This window comes from Streptomyces rishiriensis, assembly GCF_030815485.1.
In the GTDB taxonomy this organism is placed as follows: domain Bacteria; phylum Actinomycetota; class Actinomycetes; order Streptomycetales; family Streptomycetaceae; genus Streptomyces; species Streptomyces rishiriensis_A.
This window is the reverse complement of record NZ_JAUSWV010000002.1, coordinates 4,243,408-4,256,284: the sequence shown is the minus strand read 5'-3', so window position 1 is coordinate 4,256,284 and position 12,877 is coordinate 4,243,408. Positions and strand designations below refer to the sequence as shown.

Sequence of the window (12,877 nt, the reverse complement as noted above, 5' to 3'; positions counted from 1 at the left end):
GGATCGTGCCGTGTGATGACCCAGGGGTGGTGAATCGGAGCAAGGCTCCAGTTCATCGCGGCTTTCGCCCCGATTGGGCCGGGCTTCGGCAGTGCGCACTCACCCGGCGCACACCTTGCCCACACCCGCACCCCACCCCCCGCGGGCTGCTCCGTCGGACGGACCGGAGGACGCATCGGCCGCGCAAGGGTGTTTTCGGCGACCGGAGCGAGGCCGATGAGGCGGGTGTTGCCGAAGCGGCATCCGATGTCTTCCACACTGCCGGAAATCGCCCGTACGTGCCTCCCGCCAACTTTCGTTGACGCGGCCCGCGCCATCCCTACGGCCCCACCCGAATGCCGCGGGCCGTCCCATCCCGCCCCATTTCGCGCTGTCCCGCATCGCCCCACCGCGGTCCCGCCGCAAACCCCCACTGCCCCGGACCGCCCCCCACATGGTCCGGTCCGCCCCCTCCGGACCACTCCCGCACGGTCCGGTCCGCCGCCCCAGTCGTCGCGGGCACGGTCCGGTCCGTCCCCTCCGGACCGCCCCCGCACGGCCCGACCCGCCGCCCCGGCCGTCGCGAACGGGCCTCGCCCGCCGCCGCTTGCCCGAACGAGCCGCCGCTCGCGACGACCCACGCCGTGGCGTCGGTCGGGGCGAGCGGCGGCGGGGCTACTTCTCCTCCGGAGCCCGAGGTGGGCTGACCGTGGTCCGAGGGGGGCGTCGTTGCGAAGACGTTCGTACGAACAGTTCCGTAGGTATCACCTGCTCGACCGGACGGTCCGCTTCCACGCCCTCGATCGCGTCGATGAGGAGTTGGACCACCGCCGTGCCGATGCGGCGCGGCTTCAGCGAGAGGGTCGTCACGGGCGGCTCGGTGTTGGCGTACACCATGGACTCGCTGCAACACACGATCAGCAGGTCCTCGGGCACCCGCAGCCCGTAGCGGCGGGCCGCGGCGAGCAGGTCGGTGCCGTTGGGGTCGAACAGTCCGTAGACGGCGTCGGGGCGGTCGGGGCGGGCGAGCAGCCGGTCGGCGGCCACGGCGCCCGCGCACGGGTCGTGCGCGGGGTAGGCCTCGTAGACCGGATCCTGGCCGACCCGCTCGCACCACCGCAGGTACGCGCTGGTCGACAGGTGGGTGTACGTGTCCGTAGTGGTGCCGGTGAGGAGGCCGATGCGCCGGGCGCCGGCGTCGGCCAGGTGGTCGAGGATGTCGAGGACGGCGGCTTCGTGGTCGTTGTCCACCCATGCGGTGACCGGGAGCGTGCCGGCCGGGCGGCCGTCGGAGACGACCGGTAGGCCCTGCCGGACCAGCTCGCTGACCACCGGATCCTGGTCGGACGGATCGATGACGACCGTGCCGTCCAGGGCGACGTTGGACCACACGTCGTGGCGCGAGGTCGCCGGGAGGATGACGAGCGCGTAGCCGCGGGCGAGCGCGGCCGAGGTCGCGGCGCGCGCCATCTCCGCGAAGTACGCGAACTCGGTGAAGGTGAAAGGTTCATCCCCGTACGTCGTCACGGTCAGGCCGATGAGGCCCGACTTGCCGGTACGGAGGGTTCGGGCCGCCGCCGAGGGGCGGTAGCCGAGTCGGTCGGCGACCTCGCGGACATGGCGTCGGGTGGCGTCCGGGAGCCTGCCCTTGCCGTTGAGGGCGTCGGAGACGGTCGTGATGGAGACTCCGGCGGCGGCAGCCACGTCCCTGATGCCCGCCCGGCTCGGCCGGCTGCCTCGGCGTGATGTTTCCGCGCGGCTCACCTGGTGCTTCCCTGCTGCTGTCATGGCGAGCCGATAGTAGGGCTCATTCGGTGGGGTAGGGCGGACGCATATGCACGCATTGACAGGCACGTTTCTGCAAGGCCAGATAGGGTCAAGTGCCTTGGATGCAAAGGCAGTTAGCTCAGTCAATACCAAGACGTGACGCATCGGCACGGATGAGCCTGCCAACGCACTGATGTTTCGAAGAGGTCTCAACTCACCTGCACGAGGGATGCGCGCCACGGAGCGCACTACCGGCGCGTAGATATATGTGTAGCGCGCCCCTGAGGCGTACGCCTTCGTGCGGCTTCGTCCGCAGAAGTCGCAGAGGTCTCTCCGTTTCAGGCGCCGGTCCCCTGCTCAGCTGTTCGCACCCGCGCCGAATCCTCATAAGGTGAGCAGTATTGAGCCGGTGGTGTCACGAGGAGGACTGCGGTGAGCGAGACGAGCCCCAAGCTGCGCGCCGAGCTGGAGGGGATCCCGACCTACAAGCCGGGCAAGCCGGCCGCGGGTGGCGGTCCCGTGGCCTACAAGCTCTCCTCCAACGAGAACCCCTATCCGCCGCTGCCGGGCGTGATGGAGACGGTGACGGCGGCGGCCGCCACCTTCAACCGCTATCCGGACCTGGCCTGCACGGTTCTGATCAACGAGCTGTCCGACCGGTTCGGGGTCCCCGCCTCCCACCTGGCGACCGGCACCGGCTCGGTCGGTGTGGCCCAGCAGCTGGTCCAGGCCACCTCGGGCCCCGGCGACGAGGTGATCTACGCCTGGCGGTCCTTCGAGGCCTACCCGATCATCACGCAGATCAGCGGCGCGAAGGCGGTCCAGGTGCCGCTGACGCCGGGGGACGTGCACGATCTGGACGCGATGGCCGACGCGATCACCGAGCGGACCCGGCTCATCTTCGTCTGCAACCCCAACAACCCCACGGGCACGGTCGTGAAGCGGGCCGAGCTGGAACGGTTCCTCGACCGGGTGCCGCGTGACGTGCTGGTCGTGCTCGACGAGGCGTACCGGGAGTTCATCCGCGACCCCGAGGTGCCGGACGGCGTGGAGCTGTACCGGAAGCGCCCCAATGTCTGTGTCCTGCGGACCTTCTCCAAGGCCTACGGCCTCGCCGGTCTGCGCATCGGCTTCGCCATCGCCCACGAGCCGGTGGCGGAGGCCCTGCGCAAGACGGCGGTGCCCTTCGGTGTGAGCCAGCTCGCGCAGGAGGCCGCGATCGCCTCGCTGCGCGCCGAGGACGCGCTGCTCGGCCGGGTCGGTTCCCTGGTGTGCGAGCGCCTGCGGGTGGTCGAGGGGCTGCGCGCGCAGGGCTGGACGGTGCCCGAGACCCAGGCCAACTTCGTGTGGCTGCGGCTCGGCGAGCACACGGTTCCCTTCGCGGCCGCGTGCGATCGGGCCGGCGTCGTGGTGCGGCCGTTCCCGGGTGAGGGCGTGCGGGTGACGATCGGCGAGAACGAGGCGAACGACATCTTCCTGAAGGTGGCGGACGCGTTCCGCAAGGAGCTGTAGCGAGGTACCCGTACCGGTTTCGGCTGGTCAGAAGGGGTCGCAGGGGGGTTTCCGCGGGTAGGCGGGGACCCCCCTTCGTCTTTCGAAAATCGGTGCGGCATACTAGCTTGTGAATGTGAACGCTTTCACAAGCGTGATCCACGAGCGTGAGGTAAGGAGTGACGACGTGGACCTGGCTCTGGCGCCGGAGACACTGGCGCGCTGGCAGTTCGGCATCACCACCGTCTACCACTTCCTCTTCGTCCCCCTGACGATCTCCCTCGCGGCCCTCACCGCCGGGCTGCAGACCGCCTGGGTGCGCACGGAGAACGAGAAGTACCTCAGGGCGACGAAGTTCTGGGGCAAGCTCTTCCTGATCAACATCGCGATGGGTGTCGTCACCGGCATCGTGCAGGAGTTCCAGTTCGGCATGAACTGGTCCGACTACTCGCGTTTCGTCGGGGACGTCTTCGGTGCCCCGCTCGCCTTCGAGGCCCTGATCGCCTTCTTCTTCGAGTCCACCTTCATCGGCCTGTGGATCTTCGGCTGGGACAAGCTGCCGAAGAAGATCCACCTGGCCTGCATCTGGATGGTCTCGATCGGCACGATCCTTTCGGCGTACTTCATCCTCGCGGCCAACTCGTGGATGCAGCACCCTGTCGGCTACCGGATCAACAAGGAGAAGGGGCGGGCCGAGCTCACCGATTTCTGGGCCGTGCTGACCCAGAACACCGCGCTCAGCCAGGTCTTTCACACCATGTCCGCGGCCTTCCTCACCGGCGGCGCCTTCATGGTCGGCATCGCCGCCTTCCACCTGTACCGCAAGAAGCACATCCCGGTGATGAAGACCTCGCTGCGGCTGGGCCTGATCACCGTGGTCATAGCCGGCCTGCTCACCGCCATCAGCGGTGACACCCTCGGCAAGGTCATGTTCAAGCAGCAGCCGATGAAGATGGCCGCCGCCGAGGCCCTGTGGGACGGCGAGGCGCCCGCGCCGTTCTCGGTCTTCGCCTACGGCGACGTCGAGGAGGGCCACAACAAGGTCGCCATCGAGATCCCCGGCCTGCTGTCCTTCCTCGCGAACGACGACTTCAGCTCGTACGTCCCCGGCATCAACGACGTGAACAAGGCCGAACAGGAGAAGTACGGTCCCGGCGACTACCGGCCCAACATCCCCGTCGCCTACTGGGGCTTCCGCTGGATGATCGGCTTCGGCATGACGTCCTTCGCGCTCGGCCTGGCAGGACTCTGGCTCACTCGCAAGAAGTTCCTGCTGCCGCAGCACCTGAGGGTCGGCGAGGACGAGGTGCCGCATGTGGTGCTGTTCAGGAACAAGGCGCTCAGCCCCAAGCTCACCAAGCTCTACTGGCTGGCGGCGATCTGGACCCTGGGCTTCCCGCTGATCGCCAACTCCTGGGGCTGGATCTTCACCGAGATGGGCCGCCAGCCCTGGGTCGTCTACGGGGTTCTCCAGACCCGTGACGCGGTCTCGCCCGGGGTCTCCCAGGGCGAGGTCCTCACGTCGATGATCGTCTTCACGGCGCTCTACGCGATCCTCGCCGTCATCGAGGTCAAGCTGCTGGTGAAGTACGTGAAGGCCGGCCCGCCCGAGCTCACCGAGGCCGACCTCAACCCGCCCACGAAGATCGGCGGCGACTCCCGGGACGCCGACAAGCCGATGGCCTTCTCCTACTAGGCCGAGGGAGCTGTACAGACATGGAACTGCACGACGTCTGGTTCGTCCTGATCGCCGTCCTGTGGACCGGCTACTTCTTCCTGGAGGGCTTCGACTTCGGGGTCGGCATCCTCACCAAGCTGCTCGCCCGCGACCGGCCCGAGCGGCGGGTGCTCATCAACACCATCGGACCCGTCTGGGACGGCAACGAGGTGTGGCTGCTCACGGCGGGCGGCGCGACCTTCGCCGCCTTCCCCGAGTGGTACGCCACCCTCTTCTCCGGTTTCTACCTGCCCCTGCTGCTCATCCTGGTCTGTCTGATCGTGCGCGGCGTCGCCTTCGAGTACCGGGTGAAGCGGCCCGAGGAGAACTGGCAGCGCAACTGGGAGACCGCGATCTTCTGGACTTCGCTCCTTCCCGCATTCCTGTGGGGCGTCGCCTTCGGCAACATCGTGGGCGGCGTCAAGATCGACCAGGACTTCGAGTACGTGGGCAATGTCTGGGACCTGCTCAATCCGTACGCGCTGCTCGGCGCGGCCTGGTGACTCTGACGCTGTTCACCTTCCACGGTGCGGTGTTCACGGCTCTGAAGACCGTCGGCGAGATCCGGGAACGGGCACGGAAGCTGGCGCTGAAGGTGGGGCTCGCGACCGCCGTGTGCGCTTCGGTCTTCCTGCTGTGGACGCAGGTCGACAGTGGTGACGCGAAGAGCCTGGTCGCCCTGGTCGTGGCGGTCGGCGCCCTGGTCGCGGCACTCGTGGCGAACCAGGCGGGACGCGAGGGCTGGTCGTTCGCGCTCTCCGGCGTCACCATCGTGGCCGCCGTGGCAATGCTCTTCCTGACGCTCTTCCCGAACGTCATGCCGTCCTCGCTCGACGAAAGTTGGAGCCTCACGGTGACCAACGCCTCGTCGAGCCCGTACACACTGAAGATCATGACCTGGTGTGCGGGGATCGCCACGCCGGTCGTGCTGCTCTACCAGGGCTGGACGTACTGGGTGTTCCGCAAGCGGATCGGTACGCAGCACATCGCCGAGGCCGTGCACTGAGTCTGATGTGGGGGCGTTTCACGTGAAACACCCCTCATGAGGAGAGAGCATGTTTCACGTGAAACATGCTCTTTGAGAAGAGGGTGTTTCACGTGAAACCGATCGACCCGCGTCTCCTTCGGTACGCCCGCGCCACCCGCCTCTTCCTGGTGGCGGTCGTCGGTCTGGGTGCTGCCGGAGCGGCCCTGGTCATCGCGCAGGCGATGCTCGTCGCCGAGGTCGTGGTGGGAGCCTTCCAGCACGGTCTGTCCATTACCGAACTGGGCACTCCCCTGCTGCTGTTGGTAGCCGTGGCGATCGGCCGGGCGCTGGTGGCCTGGCTCACCGAACTCGCCGCGCACCGTGCGAGTGCCGCCGTGAAGTCGGAACTGCGGGGGCGGCTGCTGGAGCGGGCCACCGCACTGGGCCCGAACTGGCTCAGCGGCCGGCGCACCGGCTCCCTGGTCGCCCTCGCCACGCGGGGCGTGGACGCCCTCGACGACTACTTCTCGCGCTATCTGCCGCAGCTGGGGCTGGCGGTGGTCGTACCGATCGCGGTGCTCGCACGGATCGTGACCGAGGACTGGGTGTCCGCCGCGATCATCGTCGGGACGCTGCCTCTGATCCCCGTCTTCATGGTGCTGATCGGCTGGGCCACGCAGTCGCGGATGGACCGTCAGTGGCGCCTGCTGTCCCGGCTGTCCGGACACTTCCTGGACGTTGTCGCCGGGCTGCCCACGCTCAAGGTGTTCGGACGGGCCAAGGCGCAGGCCGAGTCGATCCGGCGCATCACCGGCGAGTACCGGCAGGCGACCATGCGGACGCTGCGGATCGCCTTCATCTCGTCGTTCGCGCTGGAGCTGCTGTCGACGCTCTCGGTGGCCCTGGTGGCCGTGTCGATCGGCATGCGGCTCGTGCACGGCGAGATGGACCTGTACATCGGCCTGGTGATCCTCGTGCTGGCGCCGGAGGCGTATCTCCCGCTGCGGCAGGTCGGGGCGCAGTACCACGCGGCCGCCGAGGGACTGGCCGCCGCCGAGGAGATCTTCGAGGTGCTGGAGACACCGGCACCCGAGTCCGGCGCGGTCGCGGTGTCCGAGGGAGGGATGGCCTTCGAGGGAGTGACCGTCCGCTATCCCGGGCGCTCCACCGACGCCGTCACGGACGTGTCGTTCACCGTCGCACCGGGTGAGACGGTCGCGCTGGTCGGGCCGAGCGGTGCGGGCAAGTCGACCCTGCTGAACGCACTACTGGGGTTCGTGAGGCCGGACGAGGGCCGGGTGCTGGCCGGGGGAGTCGACCTCGCGGTGGCCGACCTGGAGCAGTGGCGCTCTCGGATCGCGTGGGTGCCACAGCGCCCGCACCTCTACGCCGGCACGATCGACGAGAACGTACGGCTGGCGCGTCCCGACGCCGACGACGAGGCCGTACGCCGGGCGCTGGCGGATGCCGGGGCGCTGGAGTTCGTCGAGGCGCTTCCCGCCGGGGCCGGCACCCTGCTGGGCGAGGACGGGGCCGGGCTGTCCGCCGGGCAGCGGCAGCGGCTGGCGCTGGCCAGGGCGTTTCTCGCGGACCGGCCCGTGCTGCTGCTGGACGAGCCCACCGCCGCGCTCGACGGGGAGACCGAGGCGGAGGTGGTGGCAGCCGTGCGGCGCCTCACGGTCGGTCGAACGGTCCTGCTGGTCGTGCACCGACCGGCCCTGTTGGCGGCGGCGGACCGAGTGGTGCGGCTGGCCGAGGCCGGGACACCCGTGCCCCAGGGGACCGCGCCCAAGAGCCCTCCCGCCCCGCTGGAAGAGGCGGCTGTCCCGCCCGTCACCGGTGAGTCCGGAACGGGACTCGCCGCGAGCGGCGGGGGCGTCCTCGCCCGGGTCCGCGCCATGGCAGGCGCCCGACGCGGCCGACTCGCCCTCGCGCTGCTGCTCGGCAGTCTTGCCCTCGGCAGTGCCGTGGGGCTCATGGCCACCTCCGGATGGCTCATCTCGCGGGCCTCGCAGCAGCCACCGGTGCTGTACCTGATGGTGGCCGTGACGGCGACCCGCACCTTCGGTATCGGGCGGGCGGTGTTCCGGTACGCGGAGCGGCTCGTGTCGCACGATGCCGTGCTGCGGATGCTGGCCGATACCCGGGTCGCCGTCTGGCGTCGGCTGGAGCGGCTGGCGCCCGCGGGGCTGCGCTCGACCCGCCGGGGTGACCTGTTGACGCGGCTGGTCGCCGATGTGGACGCCCTTCAGGACTACTGGTTGCGCTGGCTGCTGCCCGCCGGTTCGGCGGTCGTCGTCTCGGCCGGGTCCGTCGCCTTCACGGCGTGGCTGCTGCCCGAGGCGGGAGCGGTGCTCGCCGCCGGACTGCTGACGGCAGGCGTCGGCGTCCCTCTGATCACCGGCGCCGTGGCGCGCCGGGCCGAGCGCCGGCTCGCCCCTGCCCGAGGGGTGCTGGCCACCCGCACGGCCGACCTGCTCACCGGCACCGCCGAACTGACCGTCGCGGGCGCGTTGCCCGTCCGTACCGCGGGGGTGCGCGCGGCCGACTCCGTGCTCACCCGGATCGCCTCACGCGCGGCGACCGCCACCGCCCTCGGCGACGGGCTGACGGCGCTCGTGTCGGGGCTGACCGTCACGGCCGCCGCCCTCGTCGGTGCCCAGGCGGTCGCCGACGGACGGCTGAGCGGAGTGACCATGGCCGTGGTCGTCCTCACCCCGCTGGCCGCCTTCGAAGCCGTCCTGGGGCTGCCCCTCGCCGTGCAGTACCGCCAACGGGTACGCCGGAGCGCCGAGCGGGTGTACGAGGTCCTGGACTCCCCCGAGCCCGTGCGGGAGCCGGAGCGGCCCCGTCGGGCGCCCGCCTCGCCCTTCCCGCTGGTCCTCCGGGGGCTGGCCGCCCGGCACGCCGGTCAGGACCGGGACGCACTCGCCGGCGTCGAACTCACCCTGACGCGGGGCCGCCGGATCGCCGTCGTCGGGACGTCCGGCTCGGGCAAGACCACGCTCGCGCAGGTGCTGCTGCGGTTCCTGGACGTCGGCGCGGGTTCGTACACGCTCGGCGGGGTGGACGCGCACACCCTGGACGGCGACGACGTACGCCGGCTCGTCGGGCTGTGTGCGCAGGACGTGCACCTCTTCGACAGCTCGGTACGCGAGAACCTCCTGCTCGCGAAGAAGGGGGCGAGCGAGGAGGAACTGCGGGACGCCCTGGCCCGAGCCCGGCTGCTGGAGTGGGCCGACAGCCTGCCCGGCGGGCTCGACACGCTCGTGGGCGAGCACGGCGCCCGGCTCTCCGGCGGGCAGCGGCAACGGCTCGCGCTGGCCCGGGCGTTGCTCGCTGACTTCCCCGTCCTGGTGCTCGACGAGCCGGCCGAGCATCTGGACCTGCCGACCGCCGACGCCCTCACCCGGGACCTGCTGGCCGCCACCGAGGGCCGCACGACCCTGCTCATCACCCACCGGCTGGCCGGTCTCGAGGCGGTCGACGAGGTGGTCGTGCTGGACGAGGGACGAGTGGTGCAGCGGGGTTCCTACGCAACGCTGGCGGCCGTGGAGGGACCGTTGCGGCGGATGGCCGAACGGGAGGAGGCCGCGGAGCTGTTGGCGGCGGCGTGACGACCGTCGAGCCCCGCCCGGCTTGCCGTGGCAAAGAGGGATGTCCAGGATCCGGGCATGTCCACGGATCCGCTTCCCGCTCCTCTGCCTGAACCGCGCTCCACGCCGGAGCGGACCGGTGAGGCCGCGGTGGAATTGACCGGGCCCGGTACGCGCTGATCGGCATCGTCGGCGAGGGCCACGAAAGGCCGACCGACGTCGCCTTCCACGGTGTCGACGAGGCCTACCGCCCGCCGTGTCGGCCCACGGCCCGAGGGGCGCAGCTGGCCGCGTCAGGCCCGCGCATCGGGGCGGACGGCGCCGGTACGACGGTGGTGTGACAGGCGCCGTACTGAGCCATCGGGGGCGGGCCGTCCCCCAGGCGTACGACTTGAACAGGACCGGGGCCGGCAACCGGGTCACGATCGCTGACATGCAATCATTTCGCCGTCGCGCCCCGCTCGTTCTGGTTCTGCTGTGCGCCTCCGGGCTGCTCGCGACCCGGCCCACGGCCGCCGAGGGAGAGTCCGGTGACGGCTCGGATTCCCGGATCAGCGCGCAGGTGGCACGGCTGTACGAGGACGCGGCGGTGGCGACGCAGCGGTACGAGGCAGGACGGCGCGAGGCGGATAAGCAGCAAGGGCGGGCCCGGCAGGCGGAGGAACTCCTCGCCCGTGAGCGGCGGGAGATCACCGTGCTGCGCGAGGACCTGGGCCGTGTCGCCCGCGCCCAGTACCGCGGCGGTGGCGGTCTGCCGGTCGTCGCGCAGATGCTTCTCGCGGGCAGCCCCGACACACTGATGCGCGGGCAGCACGTCTTCTCGCAGGCGAACCTCGCGGTCGACAACGCGATCGGCAGGAACCGGCGGGCGGAGGCACGGCTGGCGGCCGACGAGGCGAAGGCCGTCAAGGCCTGGCAGGCGGTGGAGCGTCGAGCCTCCGAACTCGCCCGGCTGAAGAAGGACATCGACGCCAAGCTCGACCGGGCACGATGGCGCTTGCAGGGCCGTGCGGACGCCTCGGTGGCGGCGGGTTCCTGCCGCGGTGCCGTGCGCCTGGACCAGCCGCCGACGCATTTCGCGGTCGACTGGGTCACGCCGGTCGAGACGTACGCCCTGTCCGCGTCCTACGGCAGCGGCGGCACGCGTTGGGCGAACCGGCACACCGGGCAGGACTTCGCGGTGCCGATCGGGACGCCGGTGCGGGCGGTCGGCGCGGGCCGCGTGACGCGGGTGGCGTGCGGAGGCGCGTTCGGGATCGAGGTCGTGGTGCGGCATGCCGACGGCTACTACACGCAGTACGCGCACCTCGCCGCCGTCACCGTCGACCAGGGCGACGGAGTGACCACGGGGCAGTGGGTCGGGCAGTCCGGCACATCGGGCAACTCGACCGGCCCGCACCTGCACTTCGAGGTGCGGGTCACGCCCGAGGCGGGCTCGGCGCTCGACCCGGTGCCCTGGCTGGCGGCACGCGGAGCACCCGTCGGCTGAGGCCCTTCCCGCGCACCCGACCCGATCGGGCACAGGATGTCGGGTCCGGCCGGATGTCCGCCGCCTAGCGTGGGGATCGCCACAGCGGAAGGAGACCGGAGTGCTGGAGCGGCTCAATCAGGCCATGGAGTACATCGAGGGCCACCTCGACGAGCCGATCGACGTGGCGGCGCTGGCGCACGGCGCGGCCACCTCGGAGTACCACCTGCGCCGGATGTTCTCCGCGCTCGCCGGCATGCCCTTGTCGGAGTACATCCGGCGCAGACGGCTGACCGTTGCGGGCGCCGAGGTGCTCGGCGGAGGGGACTCACTGCTCGTGATCGCGGTGCGCTACGGCTACGGCTCGGGTGAGGCGTTCGCCCGGGCGTTCCGAGCCGTGCACGGTGTCGGGCCCGGCGAGGCCCGACGGAACGGCGCCGCGCTCGTCTCACAGCCCCGGCTGGCCTTCCGTCTCACCGTCGAAGGGAGCAGCAGCATGCGCTATCGCATAGTGGACCGGCCGGACTTCACCGTCGTCGGTCTCAAGGCCCGGGTGCCTTTGGTGCACCAGGGGCCGAACCAGGCGATCATCGACTTCGTCAGGGGGATCGACCCGCAGGTCCTGGAGCGCCTGGAGAAACTGTCGGACCAGGAACCCCAGGGCGTCGTCGCGGTCTGCGACGACCTGGATCCGAGCCGGGCCGAGGGCACCGAACTCGACTACCACCAAGGGGTGATCACCTCCGCGCCCCCTCCCGCGGGCACGATCGCCCTGGACGTACCGGCCGGCAGCTGGGCGGTGTTCACCACTTCCGGTCCGGCCCCGCAGGCCATCCAGGAGCTGTGGCGGGACGTCTTCACGCAGTGGTTCCCGTCCAACCCCTACCGCAGCCGCCCCGGTCCGGAGATCCTGCGCACCCGGCTGTCGCCGGACGGGACCGAGGCCGACGCCGAACTGTGGCTGCCGGTGGAGCGGGAACGGGGCTGAGTCCGTCGGGGAGGATCACTCCCGCTCGGCGATCAGCCGCTCGATGACGACGGCGACCCCGTCCTCGTTGTTGGCGACGGTCCGTCCGGAGGCGGCCGCGAGTACGTCCGGGTGCGCGTTGCCCATCGCGTACGACCGGCCGGCCCAGGTGAGCATCTCGACGTCGTTCGGCATGTCCCCGAAGGCGACGACCTCCTCGTGGGAGATGCCGCGTTCCGCGCAGCACAGGGCGAGCGTGCTGGCCTTGGAGACTTCGGGGCCGCTGATCTCCAGCAGGGCGCTGGGGCTGGAGCGGGTGACGTTGGCGCGGTCGCCGATGGCCAGCCGGGCGAGGGTGAGGAAGGCGTCGGGGTCGATCGTCGGGTGGAACGCGAGGATCTTCAGTACGGGCTCGCCGGCCCCGGGCGCGTCCGGCGCCAGCAGACGCTCGGCCGGGGCGAGGGTGTCGGGTATCTCCATGTGCATCTTGGGATACTCCGGCTCCTGGTAGAAGCCGTACGTCTGCTCGATGGCGTACATGGTGCCGGGCGCCGCCTCCCGCAGCAGCCGTACGGCGTCCAGCGCGTTCTCCCGCGCCAGCTCGCGCACCTTCACGAACCGGTGGGCGCCGGGGCCGCCGTGCAGGTCGACCACGGCGGCACCGTTGCCGCAGATCGCCAGGCCGTGCCCGTGGACGTGCTCGCTGACCACGTCCATCCAGCGGGCCGGGCGGCCGGTGACGAAGAAGACCTCGATGCCCGCCTCCTCGGCGGCGGCGAGGGCGGCGACCGTGCGCGGGGAGACCGACTTGTCGTCGCGCAGCAGAGTGCCGTCGAGATCGGTGGCGATCAGCCGGGGCGGGAGGGCGGCGGCCGGGGTCTCGGGCTGTCGAGTCGCTGAGGTCACCGACCCATTCTCGCGCATA

General features: G+C 70.7%; 7 protein-coding genes and 1 pseudogene. 6 read left to right on the top strand and 2 right to left on the bottom strand.

Features of this window, described 5'->3' with window-relative positions:
* Positions 1-654: 654 nt before the first annotated feature.
* Positions 655-1,767 carry a LacI family DNA-binding transcriptional regulator gene (locus tag QF030_RS21395; protein WP_307164266.1) on the bottom strand — a complete coding sequence of 371 codons (1,113 nt, stop codon included), beginning with the start codon at positions 1,765-1,767 and terminating at the stop codon, positions 655-657.
* A gap of 411 nt (positions 1,768-2,178) precedes the next feature.
* On the opposite strand from QF030_RS21395, the gene hisC reads away from it, so the two are divergent.
* The 6 genes and pseudogenes from hisC to QF030_RS21365 all read left to right on the top strand — a co-directional run bounded on the left by hisC (position 2,179) and on the right by QF030_RS21365 (position 11,973).
* A complete protein-coding gene (hisC, locus tag QF030_RS21390; protein ID WP_307164265.1) occupies positions 2,179-3,258 on the top strand; it encodes a histidinol-phosphate transaminase in 1,080 nt (359 codons plus the stop codon).
* A gap of 166 nt (positions 3,259-3,424) precedes the next feature.
* Positions 3,425-4,933, top strand: a complete 1,509-nt coding sequence (locus QF030_RS21385; RefSeq protein ID WP_307167642.1) for a cytochrome ubiquinol oxidase subunit I — start codon at positions 3,425-3,427, stop codon at positions 4,931-4,933.
* Between the two features lie 20 nt (positions 4,934-4,953).
* A pseudogene (cydB, locus tag QF030_RS21380) lies at positions 4,954-5,960 on the top strand (cytochrome d ubiquinol oxidase subunit II).
* 92 nt (positions 5,961-6,052) lie between these two features.
* A complete protein-coding gene (gene cydD / locus QF030_RS21375) occupies positions 6,053-9,538 on the top strand; it encodes a thiol reductant ABC exporter subunit CydD (protein WP_307164264.1) in 3,486 nt (1,161 codons plus the stop codon).
* Positions 9,539-9,950: 412 nt separating this feature from the next.
* Positions 9,951-11,006 carry a M23 family metallopeptidase gene (locus QF030_RS21370; protein ID WP_307164263.1) on the top strand — a complete coding sequence of 352 codons (1,056 nt, stop codon included), beginning with the start codon at positions 9,951-9,953 and terminating at the stop codon, positions 11,004-11,006.
* A gap of 100 nt (positions 11,007-11,106) precedes the next feature.
* Positions 11,107-11,973, top strand: a complete 867-nt coding sequence (locus QF030_RS21365) for an AraC family transcriptional regulator (protein WP_307164262.1) — start codon at positions 11,107-11,109, stop codon at positions 11,971-11,973.
* A 15-nt stretch (positions 11,974-11,988) separates the two neighbouring features.
* Here the strand turns inward: QF030_RS21365 and QF030_RS21360 are convergent, their stop codons facing one another.
* Positions 11,989-12,876, bottom strand: a complete 888-nt coding sequence (locus tag QF030_RS21360; RefSeq protein ID WP_307164261.1) for an HAD hydrolase family protein — start codon at positions 12,874-12,876, stop codon at positions 11,989-11,991.
* Position 12,877 lies beyond the last annotated feature (1 nt).

Coding starts and splice junctions, on each gene's coding strand:
- QF030_RS21395 (WP_307164266.1), bottom strand. CDS start 1,767: ATGACAGCAGCAGGGAAGCACCAGGTGAGCCGCGCGGAAACATCACGC.
- QF030_RS21370 (WP_307164263.1), top strand. CDS start 9,951: ATGCAATCATTTCGCCGTCGCGCCCCGCTCGTTCTGGTTCTGCTGTGC.
- QF030_RS21360 (WP_307164261.1), bottom strand. CDS start 12,876: ATGCGCGAGAATGGGTCGGTGACCTCAGCGACTCGACAGCCCGAGACC.